We start from the raw sequence: 23,250 nt of genomic DNA, 5'->3' as shown, positions 1-23,250 counted from the left end.
CCTGAGGCAAGGATGCGCGGCGAGGGTGGAGGAAGGATTAGCGCCAGCCTCGCCAGCAGGGCGGCCCTCTGTTAGCGGAGCGGTGATGCGTCCGCCCCGCAGCCTCGCCGCGCGCCTGATCGCCCTGCTCCTGCTCCTGCAATGGGCGGGGGCGGTGCTGCCGCAGATGCGTGCCCTGGCGATGCTCGGCCGCGCCACGGCGGTGGAGCTTTGCACCCATTCCGGCACGCGGACCGTGCTGGTCGATGAGAACGGCCAGCCGGTCGAGGCATCCCACGACTCCACCTGCTGCGACCTTTGCCAGGGGCCGGCGGCCATCGAGCCTGCAGGGCCGCAGGCGCCGGATCGCCGCATCCTGTATTTGGCCGTGGCGCATTCGGCGGGGCGCGCCGGCCTGCCGCCCTTCCCGCCCCGCGCACCGCCGCAGCAACCCAGGGCCCCACCCGCCGCCTGACCGTCATGCCCGCGCCGGCCCCATCCGGGGCCGCCCTGCCCATGCCTGTCAGGATTCCATCATGCTTTCGTCGACCCGCGCGGCACTGCTCGCAGCCGCCTGCCTTCCATTGCCCACGCTTGCCCAGGACCCCGCCGCGCCCGTCGCGGTGCCGGAGGTGGCGGTGAGCGGCGCCGCCCCTTCCCTCACCGCGCCCGATGCCATCGAGGCCGCAGCCCGGCTGCGGCAGGTGCCGGGGAATGTCACCGTCCTGCCCGCGGAGGAGATCCGCACCCGCGCCGGCGTCACCGGGCTGAGCGACGTGCTGCAATACGTGCCAGGCGTCTTCGCCCAGCCGAAATGGGGCGAGGACACGCGCCTCTCCATCCGCGGTTCGGGCCTCGCGCGGAACTTCCACCTGCGCGGCGTGCAGCTGACCCAGGACGGCATCCCGCTGAACCAGGCCGATGGCGCGGGCGACTTCCAGGAGCTGGACCCGCTGACCTTCGGCCATGTGGAGGTGCTGCGCGGCGCCAATGCCTTCGGCCAGGGCGCCGCGACGCTGGGCGGCGTGCTGAACTTCGTGACGCCGACCGGCCGCAGCGACCCGGGCGCCGTCCTGCGCGGCGAGGCCGGCACCTATGGCTATCGCCGGGCGCAGGGGGCCTATGGCATGGAGGCCGGGGATTTCGATGCCTGGGCCAGCTTCTCGGCCCTGAGCCAGGATGGCTTCCGCCAGCATAGCTGGGGCGACAGCCGCCGCTTCAACGCCAATTTCGGCTGGCGCATCACCGACGATATCGAGACGCGCTTCTACTACGGCTACAACCACATCGAGCAGCGCATCCCGGGCAGCGTGACCCGCCAGCAGGCCCTTTCCAACCCGCGCGCGGCCGCCGCCGCGAATATCGCCAACGACTACCAGCGCAACACCGAGAGCAACCGCTTCGGCAACCGCACCAGCTGGCGTATCGCGCCCGGCGCGGTGCTGGATCTCGGCGCCTCCTTTGTGCACCGGGAGCTGGACCACCCGATCTTCCAGTATATCGACCAGCGCACCGACGACGTGAACGGCTTCGCCCGGTTGACGCTCGACGGCGAGATCGCCGGGCTGCGCAACCGCGTCGTCGCCGGCGCCACGCTGGGCTTCGGCACCTATGACAGCCGGCGCTATCTCAATCTCGGCGGCCATCCGGGCCGGCTGACGGCCTCCAGCACCGATCGCGCGCGCAAGCACACGGTCACGCTGCAGGACACGCTCCACCTCCTGCCGGACCTCGCCCTGGTGGCCGGGCTGCAACTGGGCGAGACCTATCGCGCCAGCCGCGACCGCTTCCTCTCGGATGGCGACCAGTCCGGCTCGGAGACCTATCGTTTCGCCAATCCGCAGATCGGGCTGCTCTGGGATGTGGTGCCGGGGGATGCGGCGCCTGAGGCGCAGGTCTTCGCCAGCCTCGCCTGGGCCACCGAGCCGCCGACCATCGGCGACCTCACGCCGCTGGCGGCGCGCGGCTTTTCCGCGCTGAAGGCACAGCGGGCACGCACCGCCGAAATCGGCACGCGTGGCCGGCGCGACGGGCTGGAATGGGAGGTGGCAGCCTATCGCGCCTCGATCCGGGACGAGATCCAGCTCTTCGACCCGACCGGCACGGGGGCGACCCTGGCCCTGAATGCCGGGCGCACCATCCACCAGGGCATCGAGGCATCACTGTCCTGGACGATGCTGCGCAACCTCGCCGCACCTGACCTCGGCGACAGCCTCACCTTGCGGCAGGCCTACAGCTTCAACGACTTCCGCTTCGATGGCGACGCCGTCTATGGCGACAACCAGCTGCCCGGTGCCCCGCGCCACCTCTACCGGGCGGAGCTTCGCTACCGGCACCCGGCGGGCTTCAGCATTGCGCCCAATGTCGAATGGGTGCCGCAGGGCTTCTTCGTGGACAATGCCAACACGCTGAAGACCAACGCCTATGCCATCCTCGGCCTGCGCGCCGGCTGGGACTTCGAGAACGGGCTGTCGGTCTTCGCCGAGGGGCGGAACCTGGCGGACCGGAAGTACATCTCCAACGCCTCCGTCGCTCCGGTGGCCACCCTGAACTCGGCGCTGTTCGAGCCGGGCTTCGGGCGCAGCGTCTATGGCGGGGTGCAGTTCCGGTTCTGAGCCGGCGGCCTCAGTCGCCGCGGAGCCGGTGCAATTCGGCGATCAGCGCGGTGGTGGAGGGATCATGTGCGCCCGGCTTCGCGCCGGGCGCAAGCTCCGGCAGCAGCGCGCCCGCGAGCTGCTTGCCGAGCTCAACGCCCCATTGGTCGAAGGCGTTCACGTTCCACAACGCACCAAGGCAGAAGACCTTGTGCTCGTAGAGGGCAACGAGCTGGCCGAGCGTGCTCGCATCGAGCCGTGGCAGGACGAGCGTCGTGCTCGGCCGGTCGCCGGGGAAGAGGCGGTGGGGCAGCAGCGCCTCGATCGCCGCCGGGGCCATGCCCTTCGCCGCCATCTCCTCCCGCACCTCGGTGGCGTCGCGGCCGCGCAGCAGGGCCTCGGCCTGGGCGAGGCCGTTGGCGAGGAGCTGGCGGTGGTTCTCCTCGAAGGCGTGGTCGGGATTGGCGATCAGCACGATATCGGCCGGGATCGGCGTCGTGCCCTGGTGCAGCAGCTGCATGAAGGAGTGCTGCGCATTGGTACCCGGCTCGCCAAAGACCACGGGGCCGGTGGCGCGCGTCACGGGCAGCCCGCCCAGCGTCACGCGCTTGCCGAGGCTTTCCATCTCCACCTGCTGCAGATGCGCGGGGAAACGGGCCAGGCGCTCGTCATAGGGCAGCACGGCGCGGCTGGGGTAGCCGAGGGCGTTCACATGCCACAGCTCGGTCAGCGCCATCAGCAGCGGCAGGTTCTCGGCCTCGGGCGCGGAGAGGAAGTGCTCGTCCATCTTGCGCGCGCCGGCCAGCAGCGCGGCGAAGACATCCCAGCCGCAGGCGAGGGCGACGGAAAGGCCGATGGCGCACCACATGGAGAAGCGCCCGCCAACCCAGTCCTTGAAGCCGAAGACCTGGTCCTCCGGCACGCCGAAGGCGCGCGTGGCCCCCGAGTTGGTCGACAGGGCGACGAGTTGGGCGTCCGCCCTGTCGCCCAGCGCGGCGCGCAGCCAGTCCCGCACCAGATGCGCATTGGCCATGGTCTCGGCGGTGGTGAAGGTCTTGCTGGCCACCAGCACGAGGGTGCGCGCCGGGTCCAGCCCATGGCGCATCGCCTCCCAGGCATGGCCGTCCACATTCGAGAGGTAATGCGCCCGCATCGGCATGCCGTGGCGCCACAGGGCGCGGGCCACCATCTGCGGGCCGAGGTCGGAGCCGCCAATGCCGATATTCACCACATCGGTGAAGCGGCCCTCCGCATGGATGCGGGCGCAGAAGGCGCGCATGGCGTCCAGCGTATCATGCACCTCGGCGGAGGCGTCCTCATCCCCGGCGCGGAAGGCGCCGCGCGGGCCGCGGGACGCCATGTGCAGCACGGCGCGGCCCTCGGTGGTGTTGATCGCCTCGCCACGGGCCATGGCGTCACGCGCCGCCAGCACGCCGCGCGCCCGGGCAAGATCCAACAGGGCGCCCCGCACCCCGTCCGAGACCGAGGTCTTGGAGAGGTCCGCCAGGATATCGCCCGCGCGATGAGTAAAGCGGGCGGGGCGGGAGGGGTCGGTCATGAGGGGCCGGATAGCGGAGGCGCCCGCCGCGCGCGCCAAACCCGTCACCCGTTCCCAAGCCGCCTCCGAATCCGCCATGCGGGTCGCTCTCCTCGTAAATTCCACCAAGGTTAAGCGGGCGGGGATGGGGGCGGAAGGCGGCGGCCGATCACCTCTCCGCAGGCTCCCGTGCCGCCGGAGCATGGGCGCTGCCACGGGATCGCAGGTCTCGGCGGCACGATCCTCGCTACATCGGGGGCATGATCCCTGGTGTCGCCCTCATCCTCCTTTGCCAGCTCGCGGGGGAGGCGCTGGCCCATGGCACGGGATGGCCCCTGCCAGGCCCGGTGCTCGGCATGATCCTTCTCCTGGCGCTGCTGCTGGCGAATGACGCCTGGCCCAGGCCGGTGGAGACCGGCTTCGTCACCGCGCCGGCGGAGGGGCTGCTGGCCAATCTCTCCCTTCTCTTCGTGCCGGCCGGCGTCGGGGTGGTGGGCAAGCTCGATGTCCTCTCCCAATACGGGCTCGGGCTTGCCGTGGCCCTCATCGCCTCCACCCTGATCGGGCTCGCCGTCACGGCGCTGGTCTTCGCCGGGGTCGCGCGGCTGATGGCGCCGGCCGGGGCCAAGGGGGACGCGGCATGAGCGACGCGGATTTCAGCCACTGAGTCTATCTCTCCCGCACGCCGCTGCTGTGGCTGACGGTGACGCTGCTCGCCTATGTGGCGGCGGACCGGCTTTCCGCGATGCTGCGGCGGCATCCGCTGGCCAATCCGGTGCTGATCGCGGTGGTGCTGACGGCGGCGCTGCTGGGGGCCACCGGCACGCCCTACCGCACCTATTTCGAGGGGGCGCAATTCGTGCACTTCCTGATCGGCCCGGCGACAGTGGCCCTGGCGGTCCCGCTCTACCGCAACCGTCAGACGGTCCTGCGGGCGATCCTGCCGATGGGAGCGGCGCTGCTGGCGGGTTCGCTGGCCGCCATGCTCTCGGCCCTGTTGATCGGCCGCGCCTTCGGCATGCCCGAGGCGGTGCTGGCCTCGCTGGCGCCAAAATCGGTCACGGCGGGGGTGGCCATGGGCATCGCGGAAGGGCTGGGCGGCGATGCGGCCCTGGCCGCCGTGCTGGTGATCCTGACCGGCGCCATCGGGGCGGTAACCGTCACGCCGCTGATGAACGGGCTGCGGCTGAAGGACATGCGCGCCCGGGGCTTCGCGGCCGGGCTGGCGGCGCATGGCCTGGGTACGGCCCGGGCCTTCCACGTGAACCCGCTGGCCGGCACCTTCGCGGGGATCGCCCTGGCGCTGAACGCCCTGCTCAGCGCCATCCTGGCCCCCATCGTGCTGCGGGCCTTGCTGTAAGCCTCCTCGCCGGAAGGAAACCGCCTCAGGCGGGTCGCGGCGCGCTCCGGTCGCAGGACCGGCGCCAGGCGGCGGGAGGCATGCCGACCAGCTTGTGGAAGGCCCGGCTGAACGCCGCCTCGGAATCATAGCCGACCTCGGCCGCCACCCGCGCGACCTGGTGCCCACTATCCGCCAGCAGCCCCGCCGCCAGCTGCATCCGCCACCGGGCCAGGTATTGCATCGGGGGATGACCGACGAGGCGCGTGAAGCGCTCGGCCAGGGATGATCGGGAAAGGGCGGCGTCCCGCGCCAGCGCATCGAGTGTCCAGGGCGCGGCGGGGCGCCCGTGCAGGAGGTTCAGCGCGCGGCCGACATGGGGGTCGCGCAGCGCCGCGAACCAGCCCGTCTCCTCCGCCGGCATGGCCTCGACATGGTGGCGGATCAGCTCGGCGAACATCAGCTCGCTTAGCCGCGCGAGGATCACCTCGCCCCCGATCCGCCGGGCGAGGGATTCCGCCATGGCCGCGCCGGCCAGATGCCCGAGCCAGGAGCCGCCATGGCCTGGCCGCGCCCGGAGGTGCAGCATGCGCGGCAGGGCTTCGAGCAGCGGGTTGAAGGGGCGGGCGTCGCAGCCAAGAAAACCGCAGATGATGCAGGCGGTCGGCGCACCCTCCGCGCCCAGGCGGCAGGAGAAGGGCAGGCCCGCCGTCGCGGCCTCGCGGTAGATGGCGAGGTCAGGCACCTGCCGAAGCCCCGGCGTGCTCGAGAGCACATGCGGGTCGCCCTGGGGGAAGGCGATGATGTCCCCCGCCTCCATCCGCACCGGCTCGGTACCCACCGGACCGGCCCAGCAGGAGCCGCTGTGAATGACGTGGTACTCGATGACATGCTGCGCCCCGGGCATGACAAAGGGCGCGCAATCGGCGGAGGGCGGCGTTTCCGCCACCCAGGGCTCGCGGGCTTCGAGGCGGAAGAAAACGGCGCCGGTGAGCCGGACGGCGCGCAGCACCTCGGACAGGGCATCCGCAGCCATGCATCACCTCCCGCCTGATCCCGATGGACGATCGGGCAGGCGATCCGGACGCTCGGCAAAAGCGTAACGATCTTCCGGACGAACGGTCAATCGGAACGGCAGCCCCGTCATTCGCCCGCGGGGTCGCGTCCGCTAGCCATGGCGTGTTCCAGGGAGGACAGCATGGACACGCTCACCGCATCGCTCGCCCCTCCGAATCCGGAGAAGCTGCAAGGCCTCGTCGAGCGGATGCTCGGGGATCTCGGCGCCGCCATGGCGGTGCCCCTCGTCCGCATCGGCGATGAACTGGGCCTCTACACCGCCATGGATGGCGCCGGCGCCGTCACCCCGGCCGAGCTGGCGCGAAGCACCGGCGCGAATGAGCGGCTGCTGCGCGAATGGCTCTCCGCCCATGCCGCCGCCGGCTATCTCGACTACGACACCGCCACCGGGCGCTTCACCATGACGCCCGAGCAGGCGATGGTCTTCGCGCGCCCGGACAGCCCAGCCTGCATGCTCGGCGCCTTCGAGATCGCGATGGCGAACGTGCTCGACCAGCCCCAGGTGGCCCGCGCCTTCCGCCAGGGTGACGGGCGCGGCGCCGGCTATGGCACCCGCTGCGCCTGCCTGTTCAGCGGCATCGCGCGCTTCTTCCGGCCCGGCTATTCGGCGCATCTGCTGGAGGAATGGCTGCCGGCGCTGGATGGCGTGGAGGAGCGGCTGCGGCGTGGGGCGCGGGTGGCCGACCTCGGCTGCGGCCATGGCGCCACCGTCATCATGATGGCTGAGGCCTTCCCGGCCTCGCATTTCACCGGGATCGACTATCACGCCGCCTCCATCGCCTGCGCGCGGGAGGCTGCGGGCCGGGCGGGGGTGGCCGGCAACACCGCCTTCGAGGTGGCAGGAGCGACCGACTTCGCCCAGCGGGATTACGACCTGGTGGCCTGCTTTGATGCCTTGCACGACATGGGCGATCCGGTCGGCGTCGCCACCCGGATCCACGGCGCCCTCCGGCCTGACGGGACCTTCATGATGGTGGAGCCGAAGGCGGGCAACCGGCTGGAAGAGAACCTGAACCCGGTGGGACGCCTGTATTATTCGGCCTCGACCATGATCTGCACGCCGGTTTCGCTGGACCAGCCCGGCGCCGCCGCGCTCGGCGCGCAGGCCGGTCCCGCACGGCTGGAGGCGGTGCTGCGCGAGGCCGGCTTCTCCCAGGTTCGGGTCGCAGCGGAGACGCCCTTCAACATCGTGATGGAGGCCCGTCCCTGAGGGATCGGGGGCGTGCCGGCCCGCCCGCCGGCACTCCCCCTCCCCATCATCGGGCGGAAGGTGCCAGGTCAGACCGGAATCGCGATTTGTGGCTGACGCGATCTGCGCTTAAACGGCGCCCCATGTCCCGCCGCCCCCATTCCAGCAACCAGGCTCCCGATCCCGAGCCCGTCCTGATCACCACCACCGAGCAGCTGGTCCCGCTCTGCGAGAGGCTCCGCCAGGAGCCTTTCGTGACGGTGGACACCGAATTCATGCGGGAGCGGACCTACTGGCCCGAGCTCTGCGTGGTGCAGCTGGGCGGCAGCCAGGACACGGCGGTGGTGGATGCCCTCGCCCCGGGGCTGGACCTCGCCCCCCTTGGTGCCCTGCTGGCCGACGAGGAGGTGGTGAAGGTCTTCCATGCCTGCCGGCAGGATGTGGAGATCTTCCTGCTGCGCTTCGGCCAGACGCCGCAGCCGATGTTCGACACCCAGATCGCCGCCATGGTCGCCGGCTTCGGCGACCAGGCGAGCTATGACAGCCTGGCCCGTGCCCTCGCCAACGCCCATATCGACAAGGCCCATCGCTTCAGCGACTGGTCAGCGCGGCCCCTTTCCCCGGCCCAGATCGCCTATGCGGCCGCCGACGTGACGCATCTGCGCCGCATCTATGTGGCGCTGCGGGACCGGCTGGCGCGGGAGAACCGGCTGGACTGGGTGGCGGAGGAGATGGCGGCGCTGATGGAGCCAGCCACCTACGGCACCGATCCCGACAGCGCCTGGGAAAAGCTGCGCCCCCGTACCACCAACCGGCGCTTCCTGGGCACGCTGCGCGCCATCGCGGCCTGGCGGGAGCGCGAGGCGCAGCGGGTGAACATTCCCCGCCAGCGCCTGCTGCGCGACGAGTCCCTGCTGGAAGTGGCCGCCACGGCACCGACCGAACCCAATGCCCTGGCCCGGGCGCGGGGCGTGACCGAGGGCTTTGCCCGCGGCAAGTCCGGTGCCTCGCTGATTGCCGCCATCGAGGACGCCCGTGCCCTGCCGGACGACCAGTTGCCCGAGGCGCCGAAGGACCGGGCTGGCCCCTCCCCCTCCCCGGCGCTGGTGGCGCTGCTGAAGGTCCTGCTGGCCACCAAGGCGGAGGAGCACCAGGTGGCCCCCCGGCTGCTGGCCAGTTCCGACGACCTGGACCGGCTGGCCAGCGATGCGCCGGAGGACCTGCCAGCCCTGCAGGGCTGGCGCCGCAAGGTGTTCGGGGCCGACGCCCTGGCACTGCGGAACGGCGACCTCGCGCTCGGCGTGGACGGGCGGCGGGTGCGGCTGATCCGCCTCGAGGCCATGGCGCAGGCCGCCAACTGAAACCCCTATGCTTCCCGCGGCTTAAGAGCGGCGGGAACAGCAAGGGCGGAACGGTGCTTGCGCGCCGCCCGGCGCTGGTTTAGCGCCCTCCTGCCTGCCTTCCGGCGGCCCTTTGAGCGGATCCTGAACGACCCATGGCGCGCCCCCTGCCCGACCTGACCGCCGACCCCTCGCGCGACCACAAGCGCGCGGTGCTGGATGCGGGCGCGGTTCGGGACGCCTATCGCCGCTGGGCCGGGGTCTATGACGCGGTCTTCGGGGGGGTTTCCTCCTTCGGGCGCAAGCGGGCTGTGGCGGCGGTGAACCGCCTGCCCGGCACCCGCGTGCTGGAGGTGGGGGTCGGCACCGGCCTCGCTTTGCCCCACTACCGGGCGGACAAGCGGGTGGTCGGGGTCGATCTCTCGCGGGAGATGCTGGAAAAGGCGCGGGAGCGGGTCGTGGCCGAGGGGCTCACCGGCGTCGAGGGGCTGGTGGAGATGGATGCGGAGCACATGGCCTTCCGCGACGGCTCCTTCGACATCGCGGTGGCCATGTTCACCGCCAGCGTGGTGCCCGATGCCCGGCGCCTCTTCGCCGAGATGTCACGGGTGGTGCGGCCGGGCGGACACCTGCTGTTCGTGAACCATTTCGCCGCTCAGGACGGGCCGCGCTGGTGGGTGGAGCGGGCCATGGCGCCACTCTCCCGCGTGTTGGGTTGGCACCCGGATTTCGCCTTGTCGGACCTGCTGGATGCCGATGCCCAGGTGGAATCGCTCGAGGCCTGCCCGCCCGCCGGGCTTTTCACCCTTGTCCAGGTCTGCAATGCCCGGACTGCCCAGGCGCTGGCCGCGTGATGCGGTGTGACCTTGCGGGGCCCCTTGCGGATCGGCCGATCGGGCCGATCTGAGGCGCGCCACCTCCTCCGACCCGAGCCTCCGCCCGCCCGATGAACGACGACGCCTGCGAGACTTCCGGGCCGGATTCGAGCCTCTCCGACGCGCTGGACCCGATCCGGCTGGACCGCCCCCCAACCATCCGGGCGGATCATGACGGTGTGACCGACACCCATGCGGATATCTTCTTCGCCGCCGTCGAGATGACGCGGATGCCGATGATCGTCACGGATCCCCGGCAGCACGACAATCCGATCGTCTTCTCGAACCAGGCCTTCATCCGGATGACGGGCTATTCGAAAGCCGAGCTCCTCGGTCGGAATTGCCGCTTCCTGCAGGGCCCGGACACGGACCGGGAGACGGTCGCCGAGATCCGGCACGCCATCGAGACGCGGCGAGAAATCGCCACCGAGATCCTGAACTACCGCAAGAACGGCTCGACCTTCTGGAACGCGCTCTTCATCTCCCCGATCTTCGATCCGGCGGGCAAGCTGATCTACTTCTTCGCCTCGCAGCTCGATGTCAGCCGGCGCCGCGATGCCGAGGAGGCGCTGCGCCAGGCGCAGAAGATGGAGGCGCTGGGGCAGCTGACGGGCGGCATCGCCCATGACTTCAACAACCTGCTCCAGGTCATGCGCGGCTATATGGACCTGATCGACAGCGGTCTGTCGCGGCCGCAGCCGGAAATGGCGCGGCTGCGGCGCAGCCTGTGCAATGCCCGCGCCGCCGCCGACCGCGCGGCGACGCTGACGCAGCAGCTCCTCGCCTTCTCCCGCAAGCAGCGGCTGGAGGGCCAGGCGGTGAGCCTCAATGCCCTGGTGGGGGGCATCCGCGAGATGGCGGCGCGCACCCTGGGTGACGATGTGGCGCTGACCCTCGATCTCGCGCCGGAGCTCGGCACCTGCCGCTTGGATCCCACCCAGGCCGAGGTGGCGCTGCTGAACATCCTGATCAACGCGCGGGACGCGCTGGGCGGGCGGCAGGGCGGGGCGGTGACGATCGCGACCCGCAATCGGGAGATTGGGGTGGAGGATGCGTTGATGCGCAACCGCCTACCCCCCGGCTCCTATGTGGCGGTCTGCGTCACGGACAATGGCGGCGGCATGCCGCCCGAAATCCTGTCCCGCGTGATGGAGCCCTTCTTCACGACCAAGGAGGAGGGGCGCGGCACCGGGCTCGGCCTGTCCATGGTATATGGCTTCGCGCGGCAATCCGGCGGCGCCGTGCAGATCGAGAGCGCGCCCGGCCAGGGAACCAGCGTCCACCTCTACTTCCCGCAGGCGGCGGACGACATCCAGCCCCGCCCCAGCGCGCCCCGTGCCTCCGAGCGGCCGGGCACGGAGACGATCCTGGTCGTGGACGACCGGCCGGAAGTGGCGGAGCTGGCCCGCGCGATCCTCGAGGAGTTCGGCTACACGGTGCACATCGCCCATGACGGGAATGCGGCGATGCGCGTGATCAACGGCGACATGCCGCTCGACATGCTGTTCACGGACCTCATCATGCCCGGCGGGATGAACGGGGTGATGCTGGCGCGCGAGGCGCGGCGGCAGCGGCCACGGATCAAGGTGCTGCTGACCACGGGCTATGCCGATGATTCCGTCAGCCAGGACGACTCCCGCGGCACGGAGTTCGACCTGATCCACAAGCCCTATGGTCGCGCAGATCTCGCGCGGCGCGTGCGGATCGTGCTGGATGGGCCGACCGGGGTCGGCTGAACGCGGGCTCATCCTGGCTCGGCGGCGAAGCCGGTCGGGCCGGAGCGCCGTGCTTGATGGCCGTACCATCCTGGCCCAGTGTCCCTCGGCCCCGTCGGGCGCTTGAAAACAACAAGACCAACCGAGGAAACACATGACCCAGGATGCCGACGCGATATCCACGCGGCGTACCGTGCTGACTGGCACCGCTGCCCTCGCCGCCACCGTTCCCGCCACCGTGACCCTGGCGCAGCAGACGGCGCCAGCGGCCGCCCCCGCACGCGGCGGTGCCTTCGCTTATGTCGGCTCCTTCACCACGGAGCAGCGCAAGGCGCGGGGCGACGGCATCAATGTCTATGCCATCGATGCCGAAACTGGGGCCTGGCGGCATGTGCAGCGCCAGGGGGAGCTGGTGAACCCCTCCTTCCTCATTCTCAGCCGCGACGGACGCTTCCTCTACGCCGTCCATGGCGACTTGGACTACGCCACCGCCTTCTCGGTGAATGCCGCGACCGGCGAGATCGCTTTGCTGAACCGCGGCTCGACCGGCGGGCGCAACGGGGTGCGCCAGGCGATCGACCCCTCCGGCCGCTACATGGTGGTGGCGAATTATTCGAGCGGAAGCGTCGCGGTGCTGCCGGTCGGGACCGACGGGCGGCTCTCGGACCAGCACCAGCTTCTGCCGCTGGAAGGCGCGATCGGCCCGCACCGCGCGGAGCAGGCCACCGCGCATCCGCATGACGTCGTCTTCGATCCCTCGGGCCAGTTCGTGCTGATCCCGGATAAGGGGCTGGACCGGACCTTTGTGCTCCGCTTCGACGGCGCGAGCGGCAAGGTCTCCCTGGCCAGCTCGGTGGCGAGCCGGCCGGGCGCCGGGCCGCGCCACCTGGCCTTCCACCCCCGCCTGCCCGTGGTCTGGGTGCTGAACGAGCTGGACAGCACCGTCGCCACCTACCGGTGGGACGGCACGGCCGGCACCCTCACCCCGCTGCAGGTGCTGACCACCCTGCCGCCCGACTTCTTCGGCGCCAGCACCACGGCGGAAATCGCCGTCACGGCCGATGGACGCTTCGTCTACTGCTCGAACCGCGGCCATGACAGCGTGGCGATCTTCTCCGCCGACCCGCAGTCAGGCACCCTGGCCTCCGTGGGCTGGGAACCGACACAGGGGAAGAGCCCGCGCTTCATCGCCGTGGACCCGACCGGGCGGTTCCTGCTGGCGGCGAATGAGCAGGGCGACACGGTGGTGCCCTTCCGCCTGGATGCCGCGACCGGCCGGCTGACACCGAACGGCGCGCCTATCCGCATCGGCAGCCCGGTGACGATCGCCTTCTCGACCGTGAAGGCCTGAGGCACGTCGCCTCGGGGCCCGGGGCGAGCACCCGGGCCCCTGGCCTTATTGCACCTTGATCTCGCGCGAGCGGATCACCTCGCGCCACTTGGCATTCTCGGCGGCGTTGTAGGCCGCCCATTCCTCCGGCCGCTGCGTCTCGGGCGTGACCGCCAGGGCCGCCAGCCGCTCTCGCGTCTCCGGTGCCGTCATGGCCGCGCGGGCCAGTTCGTTCATGCGCGCGACGATGGGCACCGGCAGGCCGGCGGGGCCGAGGATGGCGATGTGCTCCACCGCCTCGTAATCCGGGAAGCCCTGCTCGCGGAAGGTGGGAATCTCCGGCGCCACGGGACTGCGCTCGCGGGAGGAGATGGCGAGGGGGCGCAGCTCGCCGGACTGGATCAGCGGCAGCAGGCCCGAGGCGGCCTGGATCACCATCGAGACCTCGCCCTGCAGCGTGCCCTGCACGGCCTGTGCGCCAGCGCGGTAGCCGACATCGTTCATCGTGATGCCGGCGGCCTGGAGGAACAGTTCGGTGGCAAGGTGGGTGGAGCTGCCTGTGCCGGAATTGGCATAGGTCATGTTGCTGCCCAGGCGCTTCGCCAGAGCGAGGAACTCGGCCAGCGTCCGTACCGGGGAGGCCTTCGGCACCACCATGATCATCGGCTGCGCCGCGATCAGCCCGATGCCGGTGAAGGCGCGGTCATTGTCATAGGGCAGCTGGTAGAGATGCGGCGCCATCGCATAGGTGCTGATGGTACCGACCAGGAGTTGATAGCCGTCCGGCCGCACGCGGGCGACGGAGGCGAAGCCGATCGTGCCATTGGCGCCGGCGCGGTTGTCGATGACGAAGGACTTGCCCGTATCCTGCGTCAGCCGCGCGGCGAGGATGCGCGCCACGGCATCGGTGGAGCCGCCGGCCGCCCAGGGGACGACGAGGGTTACAGGGCGACTGGGATAGTTCGGATAGTCCTGGGCCGCGGCGTCACGCGCAGTGGAGAGGTTGAGCAGGGGCATGCCGAGCGTGGCCATGCCGATCATGCGGCGGGTGAGCATCCGGGGCGTTCCTCGCGGCCCGCTTCGTGCGGACCGTATGCGCCCTGAATGTCACGGCCCCGGGCGGGGCGACAAGGCGATTCAGGCGGGACGCGTGGCACCCGGCGCGTGGGGGTCCAGGGCCGTGTCCGGCAGCGGCATGACATGGCCGGACCAGGTCCAGACCAGGGCGCATTCCACCCGCCGCCCCGGCCAGGCGGCGCGCAGCACGGCTCGGTAGGCGGCCATCTGGCGCAGATAGGCGGGGGGAACAGCCGCCACTTCGGAGGGTGGCGGGCGGTTGGTCTTGTAGTCGAGGACCAGCACGCGGTCGGGTTCGACCAGCAGGCGATCCACCTGGCCTGCGATTGGGATACCGTCCACCACCCCGGCCAGCGGCGCCTCGGCGAGGCTTCCGGAACCGAAGGCGCCGGCCAGCGCCGGGTGGTGCAGGACCGCCAGGGTTTCGGCGAGCGTCGCTTCCTGCTCGGAGGGGTCGAGGCCATGGCCGGGGCGGGCGAGGTGGCGGCGGGCCAGGTCCCCCCAGCGCGCCTCCTTATGCTCGGGCAGGTGCTGCAGCAGGCCGTGGATCAGCAACCCACGGCGGAAACGGCGGCCACCGGGATCGCCTGCGCCATGCGGCGCGGCTGCGGGGGGCTCCGCCTCTCCCTCCAGCCGGGAGGGAGCAATGGGGTCCTCGCTCGCCTCGGCGGGCGCGGGGATGGTGGCCCATGCCGGGAGGATGGCGGCCTCGGCGCGCAGGGCGGGCGGGTCGATCCTGGGCTCGGCCTCCTGCGCGGTGGTGATCTCCCAGCCCTCCGGCCCGAAGCCGCAGCCTTCGGGCAGACCGAGGGCAATGGGATCGAAGGGAACGATGGCGAAGCCAGGGTTGCCTGCTTCCAGGCCGCGCATGAAGCCGGCCTTCACCAGCGCGTGCCAGGGCGGGTGGGCGGAGGCCTTCCGGGGGGCGAGGCCGCAAACAAGCAGGCGATCCTCGGCACGGGTGAGCGCGACATAGAGGAGGCGGTTCTCCTCCTCGGAATCCGCATGGGCCCGGGCGTCGCGGGCCCGGGTCCAGTGGGCGGCCTGGAACTCGCGGCGGGGGGCCCAGAGGGGAACATCTGGCGCATCGGCGCCGGGGCCGTTCGCGCCACTCCAGAGCAGCGTGTCGCGCGCGCCGCCGCGGCCGATATCGGGGATGATCACCACCGGGGCCTGCAATCCCTTGGAGCCATGCGCGGTCATGATGCGCACGGCGTCGGCGGCGTTCTCCATCTCGCGCTTCACCTCGGCACCGCCTCGGCGAAGCCATTGCACGAAGCCCTGGAGGGAGGGCGCGTGGCGGTTCTCGTGGCGGAGCGCAGCCGAGAGCAGCTCGTCCAGCGCCTCGGCGGCTTCGGCGCCGAGCCGCGCGAGGAGGCGGGCGCGGCCGCCATGCTCGCCCAGCACTTCGGAGAGCAGGGCATGTGGCGTGATGAGGTCGGCGCGATCGGCGAGGGACGCAATCCAGCTGGCGGCTTCGCCGACCGCCGACTTCTCGTCGCGATGCTTGATCAGCACATGCCAAAGCGGGCCTTCGCGGCCATGTGCCAGGGCAAAGAGATCATCCTCGGACAGGCCAATCAGCGGCGACTTCAGCAGGGCGGCGAGGGCGAGGTCATCCTCGGGCAGCAGCAGTGCGTCACAGAGGGCGAGCATGTCGCGCACCGCGATCTGCTCCACCAGCATCATACGGTCCACGCCGCCGACGGGGATGCCGCGCTGCTTCAGCTGCCGCACGAGCAATTCGATCAGCCGCGTGCGGCGGCGGACCAGCACCATGACATCGCCCGGGCGGATCGGGCGGTCGCCCCGCGCGGGCAAGGTTTCCTCCAGGATCATGCGGGCGATGCGGGCGGCGATGGCCTCAGCCAGCAGCGCCTCGGAATCCTGCGCTGAGACGGGATCACGCGGCACGATCCAGGGCTCGGGCGCCTCGGTGCCGGCATGTTCCAGGAGCGGCCAGATTTCCACCTTGCCGGCATGGCCGGCGCGGTCGGCGGAGTGCTCCAGCGCCATGCCGTCGCGCACGACGCCCTTTCGCGCGTCGCCATCGGCGAAGACCTGGTCCACCAGCGCCAGCACGGGCGCGCAGGAGCGGAAGGAGACGTTCAGCGGCACGCGCTCGAACACCGCGCCGCCGCGCGTCACCTGCGTGTCGAAGCGCGTTTCCCATTCGGCGAAGCCGCGTGCATCAGCGCCCTGGAAGCCGAAGATGCTCTGCTTCTCGTCGCCCACGACGAAGAGGGTGCGGTCACCGGGTTCGCGCGTGCCGGCACCGGAGAAGAATTCCTCGGCCAGTGCCTGGGCAATGCCCCATTGCGCGGGGTTGGTGTCCTGCGCCTCGTCCAGCAGCAGGTGATCGAGGCCACCATCGAGCTTGAACAGCACCCAAGCGGAGCCGGGATCGCGCAGCAGGGCCTGGGCGCGGTGGATCAGGTCGTCGAAATCCAGCGCGCCGCGTCGCTGCTTGCGGGCCTTGTAATCATCCAGCACCGGACGCGCGGCGGAGAGCAGCGAGCCTGTGGCGCCGAGCAGGCGATGCGCGGCCCAGCGCGCGAGGATGCCGTCCACCCGCGCCATCTCGGTCGCGAAGGCTTCCTCCTTCGCGAGCGCGGCGCGCCATTCGCCCTTTTGGGTGAAAAGCGTCATGTGCCAGGAGGCCCAGCGGGCGGCGCGCGCCTCCTCGGGCTCGGAGAGAATGGCGAGCAGGGTGGCCGCGGCCTCGCGTGGGCCCTTGTTCTTGTGCTGCGACAGGGTGGCCAGGGCGATGCGGAAGGATTCCGGCGGCGTCACCACATGGGCCGGCAGCGTGTCCTCGGTCTCGCCGTCCGGGATCTCCAGGCATTCGCGCAGGGCGGAGGCGTGGCCATCGGCGCGTTCCAGCAGCGGGCGCAGGCGCTCGCGCTTACCGACGAGCTCGCGCAGCGCCTTGGCCAGACTGTCGGCGGGGACGAGGCGGGCGAGGCCGGCCAGCGCTTCCTCGGGAATGGCGCGTCCGGCCAGCGCGGCCTCGCGCGCCTCGGCCAGCAGCGTGGCGCTGTCCGCCTCCTCCAGCAGGGTGAAGGCGGGGGGAAGGCGCGCCTCCAGCGGGAAGCTGCGCAACAGCGATTGGCAGAAGGCGTGGATCGTCGCGATCCGCATTCCGCCGGGCTGCTCCAGCACGCGGCAGAACAGGCGGCGCGCGGTTTCCACTTCGGCGCGCGTCGGCGGCTGCCCGGTCAGATCCTCCAGCGCCGCGCGCAGCTTCGGCTCGGGCAGCACGGACCACTGACCCAGCCGCGCGGCGAGGCGCGTGGCCATCTCCGCCGCCGCCGCCTTTGTGAAGGTGAGGCAGAGGATGCGGCCGGGCTGCGTGTCCTCGCGCAGCAGCAGGCGCAGCACGCGGTCGGTGAGCACCTTCGTCTTGCCCGACCCTGCGGAGGCCCCCACCCAGGCGGAGATCCGCGGGTCGGAGGCCATGCGCTGCGAAATGACGGCACGGACGCGCGCCGAAAGAGCTTCGTTCACGCGGTGTCGCCCTCGCTCGCGCCGCCCCATTCGGCGATACGCGAGAGGTGGTCGTATTCATCGCCTTTCGGCGTGCGCGCTGGGTGCGGGCGGGCCAGGAATGGGCGGTCCCCCAGCAGGAAGGCCAGGGCCAGGCCGTTCAGTGCTTCGAAGGCCTGTTCGCTCACCTCGGGCAGGGTCGAATCCTTCGGGCGGAAGGGCTCCACCGCGCCGGGAACGTAGCCGCCGGATACATGCCAGTGCTCCAGTGACGAAACCTCGGCGGCCGCGATGCCGGCGAAGCCGCCGCGCGCGGCGATGGCGGCTTCCAGCGGCATCTGCGGGGCGCGGCCATCGGCCATCTCGGCATGGCTGGGCGGCGCGCCGGTCTTGAGGTCGATCAGGACGAGCCGGCCATCCTTCATCACGTCCACCCGGTCCGCGCGGCCTTCCAGCCGCACGCCGCAGGGCAGCTCGATCGCGCCGCTGATCTCGGCATGGCGCTTCGCGACGCTATCGCGCTTGCGCTCTTCGTCCAGCACGAACTCCGCGATGCGCGCGAGGCGCGGGCGCCAATAAGCGACGAGGCCGGGGCGCGGCGCGAATTCGGCCAGCGCGTCCTCGGTAGCCTGGGCGAAATGCGCGACCGCCTCCAGGCAATGTGGATCGCCATCGCAGAGCGTCAGCCAGCGCGAGACCATGTGGTGGACGATGTTGCCGTATTCCGCCGCATCCGCCTCGGCATCGAGATCGTCGAGCGGACGGAGCTTCAGGATGCGCTTGGCGTACCAGGCATAGGGATCGGACTTCAGCAGCCAGACATCCGTCACGCTGATCCGGCGCGGGCGCAGCGCGGCGGGCGGAGATGGCGCGGGGCGCGCGCAGGGCTGCGGGCGTTCCGGCATGTCCAGCAGCCCGGCCCAGCCGGTGGCGGGGGAACCCTCCAGCCCGCCAAGGCCCTGGCCGTTCAGGAAGGTCTCGATCCGCGTCAGCCAGCGCGCGGCAACGGTGGGCGAGCCGCCGCGCTTGCGGGCGCGCGACAGGGTGGCGCGGGGTGCCGAAAGGGCGGAAAGCAGGAAGTCCGCGCAGACGCGGCCGATGCGGGCCTCCGGCGCGGGCAGGCCGAACTGGGCGCGCATGGGTCGGCTCATCCAGGCGCCGGGATCAGTGGCCAGCGGCCAGACGCTTTCCTCCAGCGCGCCGAGCACGACGCGGTCGAAGCTCTGCAGGCGCGCTTCCAGCAGGCCGAGGATCTGCACGCGGGGATGGGATGCGCCCTTGCGGCCGCGCATGGTCCGGATGCCGGGGGCGAGCGGACCTTCCAGCAGCGCGTCGAACAGCGCGGGCCAGGCGGCGGCCTCGAGCGGCGGCAGGGCGCGCATGGCGGGCTCCAGCCCAGCGAGATGGACCGCCAGCGGCTCGCCTTCCTCTCCGGAATAGAGCCGCAGCCCGCCGGGGCGTTCATCCGTAGAGGCCAGGGCCTCGGCGGCGGAAAGATGGTCGGCCAGCAGGTCCGATGGAGGGCGCACCTCGTATTCGAGGGCGCGGAAGCTGCCGAGCGCCGCCTCCAGCGCATCCAGCATGGCGCGCACGCGGTCGCGCGCCTGGTCGTTCCGGATCGCCTCGGCCGCGCGACGCACCCCGTCCAGCCCGGCGCAGGGGCGGGGGCCGCGCAGGGCGTGGCGCTCCAATTCGCGCACCGCCCGCATCCAATCGGACCGCGCCATGCCGGCGGCGCAGAGCGGGTGCTTCAGGCAGGCCAGCAGGGGAACCGGGGCGAACTGCTCCTCCACCATGCGGCCGATCAGCCGCAGGAAGGCGCCGGCCGGGGTCATGCCCAGCGGCTGGCCGGCGGAGTCATCGGCCATGATGCCGTGGCGCAGCAGCTCCACCGAGACGCGGCGGGCGAGGTCGCGATCCGGTGTCACCAGGGCGGCGCGGGCGCCGGGGGTTTCCAGGGCCTCGCGCAGCAGCAGGGCGATGGCGGCGGCCTCGCCGGCCTCGTCCGGGGCGATCAGCAGGTCCAACCCGGTCAGGGCGGGGCGCCAGCGCTCGGGCTCCCGATCCTGCCAGCAGGCGATGCCATCCTCCGGCCGCAGGGCGCGTGCGAGCAACTCGGCCCGGGCGTCGTTGGGTGCGGGGGCATCGGGGGCTCGGCCGGGCCAGGGGCGCAGGTCGGCGGCAGTGGCGTCCAGCCCGCGCAGAAGGCGGGCTGTGCCATTCAGCGGATGGCTGTGGGCATCGCGCAGCACCTCCCATAGCTCGGGTGGCATCTCCTCCCCGGCGCCGTGCAGGACCACGGCGCCCTTCTCCATCCGGGCAATCTGGCGCAGCAGGTCGGTGGCAGCCGGAATGGTGCCGCCAATGCCGATGCCCGCGGCGATCACCGGATCGGTGGGGGGGTGCTGCTTCCAGGCCTGGGCCTGGGCGCGCAGGGCGGCGACGCGGCGCGCGCCGATGTCCGAAAGCCCCTGCTCAGCCAGCCAGCCGTGCCAGGATTCGATGACGGCGCCGAGGAACTTGTGGGTGATCTCCCAGTGCTGGGCGAGGTCGCCGGTCACGAGGTCAGGCAGGGCGGCGGGGTCGCAGCCCTCCAGCGCCATCTCGTCCAGCAGGGTCGCGAGCTCCAGCGCCAAACGCCAGGCCTGGTCCGGGCTGCCGGGACCGCCGAAATGCGGGGGCAGGCGCATCACCATCTCGGTGAGCACCGCAAGCCGCCGGGCGGCGTCCACCGCCGGCGGCTCGTCCAGCAGGGTGGGGAGCGACAGCTCCTCCGCATCCTCGGTCGAAAGCCCGGCCAGGGCGCGCAACCGGGGCAGCAGCAAAGCGGGCTTGCCCGAGGCCCTCAAGAAGGCCTCGCGCAGCGAGCGCGCGGCACGGCGGGTGGGCAGCAGGATGGTGGTCCGCGCCAGCGCCGCCGGATCGTCCAGGTCCTCCGCCATGGCGAGGACGCCATGGGCGAGGTCATCCAGGAAGGGGCGATGGGCGGGAATTTCGTACAGCCTCACCGCGCGCCCTCCCCTCCCCATCGGAAGAACATGGCTAGAACAGCTTCACCAGCCCCTTGTCCAGAAGTTCCTCAGCCCGTTCCAGGTCCGGCGGGGTGGAAAGGTGGAACCAGGCGCCGTCATGCACCAGGCCATAGAGGCGCCCAGCCTCGATCGCGCGCGTCCAGGGGCCCATCAGGCCGAATCGGCCGGGCTCCGTCCCGTCCAGCAGGCGGGGGTGGATGATCTGCACGCCGGCATAGAGATAGGGGGCCACCTCGCGCTCCTTCGGGCGGCGAATGCGGCCGACGGGGTCGAGCAGGAAGTCGCCGAGTCCCACCTCCCCCTCCACCGTCGCGGCGCGGACCATCAGCAGCAGCGCATCCATCCGCTCCTCGTCGAAGGCAGCGGCAAGGCGCGTGAGGGCGGGGGTCGGGCCATCCAGCCAATAGGCGTCGCCATTCACCACGGCGAAGGGAGCATCGCCCAGGAGCGGCAGGGCATTGCGGATGCCGCCGCCGGTCTCCAGCAGTTCATCCTCCACCAGCACGGTGCAACGGGGGGTGCTGCGCGCCTCGCAAGCCACGACGACCTGTTGCGCGAGGTGGTGCGCGTTCACCACCACCTCCCCGATGCCGGCATCGGCAAGCCGGTCCAGCGCGTGGTCGAGGAGGGAGCGGCCGCGCAGGGCGAGAAGGGGCTTCGGCACAGTCTCGGTCAGCGGGCGCATGCGCGTCCCGAGCCCGGCCGCCAGCACCATGCCATGGGTCAGGCGGATCATGCGGCGGGTTCCATAACAGGGTTGGCGCGCCGGTGGCGCGGCACGTGTTCGTCGAGGAAGGCCGCGAGCGGCGCCGTGGCCGGATGGGCCAGGGCCTCATCCAGCAGGCGCCAGCAGCGTGGCCCATGGCGGAGGTAGTGCGGCTTCCCGTCGCGCCGGTCCAGCCGCACCCAGAGGGAAGCGACCCGCAAATGGCGCTGGGCAGCCATGGCGGCGGTGGCGGCAGCAAATTCCGCGCGGTCCAGCCCCGGGCGGCGTTCGAGGTAGCGGTCGGTCGCGGCCTGCCGCACGGCATCGGGCACGTCGCGCCGGGCGTCCTGCAGCAGGCTCACCAGGTCATAGGCCGGGTGGCCGTGCCCGGCATCCTGGAAGTCAATAATGCCGACCGAGGCCGGGCCGGGGCGCTCCGGCAGGGGCAGGAGGTTGGCGGGGAAGTAGTCCCGGTGGACGAAGGCGCCGGCGCCCTCGAAGGGGGCGAGCATGGCGCCCATCGCCGCGTGGAAGGCCTCCCGCTGCGCCGGGCTGGGATCGGTGCCGACGGCGGCGGGCCACCACCAGTCGAGGAAGGTGGCGGCGGTGGCGCGGGCCATGGCGGCGCCCTCCCAGGCCGCTAGGCCGGCGGGCGGCGGGGCCTCATGCAGGGCCGCCAGGGTCTCGGCGGCGGCGAGGTAGAGGGGCAGCGGCTCCGCCCCCGCATCCAGCAGCGTGGCATGGGTGGGCTCGCCCAGGTCCTCCAGCAGCAGCAGGCCGGCGGGCGGATCTGCCGCCAGGATCTCGGGCGCGGAGAGGCCGATCGTGCGGATATGGGCCGCGATCGCCATGAAGTTGCGCAGGTCCGCCTCGGCGGAGGGCAGGCCGACGGCGGCGGCGCCCGAGCCGTCCATCAGCAGGGCCGGGCGCGGGCCGCCTACCAGGCGCAGATAGCGGCGATGGCCGGCATCGCCCGGCAGGGGCGCGCGGCTGGCCGCGGCATAGCCATGCGCGGCGAGGAAGTGGTCGAGGCTCATGCGAGGGTGGCCAATGCGGTCAGGCGGGGCGTGTCCCAGCCGGAAAGGGTGGCGGTGCGGGCTTCGGGCTCTTCCGCCGGGGCGAGGGTAATGCGCAAGGCATCGGGCGGCGCATAAGGGCCGAGACGGTCGGGCCATTCCACCAGCAGGATCCCCTCCGCCGCCTCCTCCCAGCCCAGCTCCGGCAGGGCGTCGGGCCCCTCCAGCCGGTACAGGTCCATGTGGTGCGCCATGCCCTGCGGCAAGCCATAGGACTGCACGAGGGTAAAGGTCGGCGAGGGCACTTCCAGCGCCGGGTCGCCGCTGGCGGCGCGCAGGAAGGCACGGGCGAAGGCGGATTTCCCGGCGCCCAACGGCCCGTCCAGCAGGATCGCGTCGCCAGGACGGGCCAGCCGCGCGGCGCGGGCGGCAAGCGCGCCGGTTGCCGCCTCATTGGGCAGGGAAAGGATGATCGGGGTGTTCATGAGCGGGCCCAATCTGCCCTCCGGGCGGGGCAAGGAGCAAGCCGGGCGGAAACCGGGGCGCCTTCCTCCGGTTAGCGCTGCACCAGCGGCCCGCTGGCCGCACCCAGAGAGGGGATACCACCCATGCGCCTGATCCGTGCCGCCCTGATGCCCATGCTGCTGCTCGCCACCCTAGCCGCCTGCACGGGAGGAAACCGCACCGTCGGCGAGCGAGTGCGGGATACGGTGGACCCGCCGAGCGGACCGGTGGAGCGGACCGGCCGGGCAGTGGACCGGGCCGTGGACCGCGTGCGGCCGAACTGAGCCTCCACCGGGGTGGCTGCGGCCACCCCGGTCCCTAGGGCCAGGGCGGGCGATCCGCCCGATGAACCAGAGCGGGCGATCCGCCCGATGAACCAGAGCGGGCGATCCGCCCGATGAAACGGATCGCGGGGCTTCCGCGCGATGCCCCCTGTCTTTCCCACCCTTCCTGC

18 protein-coding genes are annotated in these 23,250 nt (G+C 71.6%); 10 read left to right on the top strand and 8 right to left on the bottom strand.

Annotated elements, in window-relative coordinates:
• Positions 1-85: 85 nt before the first annotated feature.
• Positions 86-454 (top strand): DUF2946 family protein, encoded by a 369-nt coding sequence (locus GSE44_RS08005; protein ID WP_159348269.1) that lies wholly within the window; start codon positions 86-88, stop codon positions 452-454.
• 61 nt (positions 455-515) lie between these two features.
• Positions 516-2,594 (top strand): TonB-dependent receptor family protein, encoded by a 2,079-nt coding sequence (locus tag GSE44_RS08000; RefSeq protein ID WP_159348268.1) that lies wholly within the window; start codon positions 516-518, stop codon positions 2,592-2,594.
• Between the two features lie 10 nt (positions 2,595-2,604).
• Here GSE44_RS08000 and pgi read toward each other — a convergent pair whose 3' ends face one another.
• Entirely contained in the window at positions 2,605-4,209 is a 1,605-nt protein-coding gene (gene pgi / locus GSE44_RS07995) for a glucose-6-phosphate isomerase (protein WP_159348267.1), read from the bottom strand.
• Positions 4,210-4,370: 161 nt separating this feature from the next.
• On the opposite strand from pgi, the gene GSE44_RS07990 reads away from it, so the two are divergent.
• Both GSE44_RS07990 and GSE44_RS07985 read left to right on the top strand, forming a co-directional pair.
• Positions 4,371-4,754: a CidA/LrgA family protein gene (locus GSE44_RS07990; RefSeq protein WP_159348266.1), complete on the top strand. Its 384-nt coding sequence runs from the start codon at positions 4,371-4,373 to the stop codon at positions 4,752-4,754.
• Positions 4,755-4,813: 59 nt separating this feature from the next.
• A complete protein-coding gene (locus GSE44_RS07985; protein WP_235924624.1) occupies positions 4,814-5,470 on the top strand; it encodes an LrgB family protein in 657 nt (218 codons plus the stop codon).
• A gap of 25 nt (positions 5,471-5,495) precedes the next feature.
• On the opposite strand, the gene GSE44_RS07980 is transcribed toward GSE44_RS07985, so the two are convergent.
• Positions 5,496-6,485, bottom strand: coding sequence for an AraC family transcriptional regulator (locus tag GSE44_RS07980; RefSeq protein ID WP_159348265.1), 990 nt, complete (start codon positions 6,483-6,485; stop codon positions 5,496-5,498).
• 162 nt (positions 6,486-6,647) lie between these two features.
• Between GSE44_RS07980 and GSE44_RS07975 the strand changes: the two genes are divergently transcribed.
• From GSE44_RS07975 to GSE44_RS07955, 5 genes are all read left to right on the top strand, one after another.
• On the top strand, positions 6,648-7,736 hold the full coding sequence (locus GSE44_RS07975) for a class I SAM-dependent methyltransferase (RefSeq protein ID WP_159348264.1): 1,089 nt from the start codon (positions 6,648-6,650) through the stop codon (positions 7,734-7,736).
• A 122-nt stretch (positions 7,737-7,858) separates the two neighbouring features.
• Positions 7,859-9,076 carry a ribonuclease D gene (gene rnd / locus GSE44_RS07970; protein WP_159348263.1) on the top strand — a complete coding sequence of 406 codons (1,218 nt, stop codon included), beginning with the start codon at positions 7,859-7,861 and terminating at the stop codon, positions 9,074-9,076.
• Positions 9,077-9,210: 134 nt separating this feature from the next.
• Positions 9,211-9,909 (top strand): class I SAM-dependent methyltransferase, encoded by a 699-nt coding sequence (locus GSE44_RS07965; protein ID WP_159348262.1) that lies wholly within the window; start codon positions 9,211-9,213, stop codon positions 9,907-9,909.
• Positions 9,910-10,001: 92 nt separating this feature from the next.
• The gene (locus GSE44_RS07960) at positions 10,002-11,666 is read left to right on the top strand and encodes a histidine kinase famiy protein (RefSeq protein WP_159348261.1); all 1,665 of its coding nucleotides are present in this window, start codon (positions 10,002-10,004) and stop codon (positions 11,664-11,666) included.
• Positions 11,667-11,799: 133 nt separating this feature from the next.
• Positions 11,800-12,996 (top strand): lactonase family protein, encoded by a 1,197-nt coding sequence (locus GSE44_RS07955; RefSeq protein ID WP_159348260.1) that lies wholly within the window; start codon positions 11,800-11,802, stop codon positions 12,994-12,996.
• Positions 12,997-13,041: 45 nt separating this feature from the next.
• Here GSE44_RS07955 and GSE44_RS07950 read toward each other — a convergent pair whose 3' ends face one another.
• The 6 genes from GSE44_RS07950 to tsaE all read right to left on the bottom strand — a co-directional run bounded on the left by GSE44_RS07950 (position 13,042) and on the right by tsaE (position 22,777).
• On the bottom strand, positions 13,042-14,031 hold the full coding sequence (locus GSE44_RS07950; RefSeq protein WP_159348259.1) for a Bug family tripartite tricarboxylate transporter substrate binding protein: 990 nt from the start codon (positions 14,029-14,031) through the stop codon (positions 13,042-13,044).
• Between the two features lie 81 nt (positions 14,032-14,112).
• Positions 14,113-17,559 carry a double-strand break repair helicase AddA gene (gene addA / locus GSE44_RS07945; protein WP_159348258.1) on the bottom strand — a complete coding sequence of 1,149 codons (3,447 nt, stop codon included), beginning with the start codon at positions 17,557-17,559 and terminating at the stop codon, positions 14,113-14,115.
• On the bottom strand, positions 17,556-20,546 hold the full coding sequence (gene addB / locus GSE44_RS07940; RefSeq protein ID WP_159348257.1) for a double-strand break repair protein AddB: 2,991 nt from the start codon (positions 20,544-20,546) through the stop codon (positions 17,556-17,558). The genes addA and addB overlap by 4 nt, the downstream gene beginning before the upstream one ends.
• A gap of 34 nt (positions 20,547-20,580) precedes the next feature.
• Positions 20,581-21,306, bottom strand: coding sequence for a nucleotidyltransferase family protein (locus GSE44_RS07935; protein WP_159348256.1), 726 nt, complete (start codon positions 21,304-21,306; stop codon positions 20,581-20,583).
• A complete protein-coding gene (locus GSE44_RS07930; protein WP_159348255.1) occupies positions 21,303-22,313 on the bottom strand; it encodes an aminoglycoside phosphotransferase family protein in 1,011 nt (336 codons plus the stop codon). The genes GSE44_RS07935 and GSE44_RS07930 overlap by 4 nt, the downstream gene beginning before the upstream one ends.
• Complete coding sequence (tsaE, locus tag GSE44_RS07925; protein WP_159348254.1) at positions 22,310-22,777, bottom strand: tRNA (adenosine(37)-N6)-threonylcarbamoyltransferase complex ATPase subunit type 1 TsaE; 468 nt, start codon at positions 22,775-22,777, stop codon at positions 22,310-22,312. The genes GSE44_RS07930 and tsaE overlap by 4 nt, the downstream gene beginning before the upstream one ends.
• Before the next feature lie 123 nt (positions 22,778-22,900).
• Here tsaE and GSE44_RS07920 point away from each other — a divergent pair, with 123 nt between their 5' ends.
• The gene (locus GSE44_RS07920; protein WP_159348253.1) at positions 22,901-23,080 is read left to right on the top strand and encodes a hypothetical protein; all 180 of its coding nucleotides are present in this window, start codon (positions 22,901-22,903) and stop codon (positions 23,078-23,080) included.
• Positions 23,081-23,250: the final 170 nt, after the last annotated feature.

Origin of the sequence: Muricoccus harenae (genome assembly GCF_009848505.1) — a bacterium.
Classification (GTDB): Bacteria; Pseudomonadota; Alphaproteobacteria; order Acetobacterales; family Acetobacteraceae; genus Roseomonas; species Roseomonas harenae.
Note: the sequence above shows the minus strand (reverse complement) of the source record. Positions and strands in the feature narration are given on the sequence as shown.

Excerpts from the sequence above, each read along its gene's own strand:
- GSE44_RS08005 (WP_159348269.1), top strand. The coding sequence starts at position 86 with ATGCGTCCGCCCCGCAGCCTCGCCGCGCGCCTGATCGCCCTGCTCCTG.
- GSE44_RS08000 (WP_159348268.1), top strand. The coding sequence starts at position 516 with ATGCTTTCGTCGACCCGCGCGGCACTGCTCGCAGCCGCCTGCCTTCCA.
- pgi (WP_159348267.1), bottom strand. The coding sequence starts at position 4,209 with ATGGCGGATTCGGAGGCGGCTTGGGAACGGGTGACGGGTTTGGCGCGC.
- GSE44_RS07990 (WP_159348266.1), top strand. The coding sequence starts at position 4,371 with ATGATCCCTGGTGTCGCCCTCATCCTCCTTTGCCAGCTCGCGGGGGAG.
- GSE44_RS07980 (WP_159348265.1), bottom strand. The coding sequence starts at position 6,485 with ATGGCTGCGGATGCCCTGTCCGAGGTGCTGCGCGCCGTCCGGCTCACC.
- GSE44_RS07975 (WP_159348264.1), top strand. The coding sequence starts at position 6,648 with ATGGACACGCTCACCGCATCGCTCGCCCCTCCGAATCCGGAGAAGCTG.
- rnd (WP_159348263.1), top strand. The coding sequence starts at position 7,859 with ATGTCCCGCCGCCCCCATTCCAGCAACCAGGCTCCCGATCCCGAGCCC.
- GSE44_RS07965 (WP_159348262.1), top strand. The coding sequence starts at position 9,211 with ATGGCGCGCCCCCTGCCCGACCTGACCGCCGACCCCTCGCGCGACCAC.
- GSE44_RS07960 (WP_159348261.1), top strand. The coding sequence starts at position 10,002 with ATGAACGACGACGCCTGCGAGACTTCCGGGCCGGATTCGAGCCTCTCC.
- GSE44_RS07955 (WP_159348260.1), top strand. The coding sequence starts at position 11,800 with ATGACCCAGGATGCCGACGCGATATCCACGCGGCGTACCGTGCTGACT.
- GSE44_RS07950 (WP_159348259.1), bottom strand. The coding sequence starts at position 14,031 with ATGCTCACCCGCCGCATGATCGGCATGGCCACGCTCGGCATGCCCCTG.
- GSE44_RS07935 (WP_159348256.1), bottom strand. The coding sequence starts at position 21,306 with ATGATCCGCCTGACCCATGGCATGGTGCTGGCGGCCGGGCTCGGGACG.
- GSE44_RS07930 (WP_159348255.1), bottom strand. The coding sequence starts at position 22,313 with ATGAGCCTCGACCACTTCCTCGCCGCGCATGGCTATGCCGCGGCCAGC.
- tsaE (WP_159348254.1), bottom strand. The coding sequence starts at position 22,777 with ATGAACACCCCGATCATCCTTTCCCTGCCCAATGAGGCGGCAACCGGC.
- GSE44_RS07920 (WP_159348253.1), top strand. The coding sequence starts at position 22,901 with ATGCGCCTGATCCGTGCCGCCCTGATGCCCATGCTGCTGCTCGCCACC.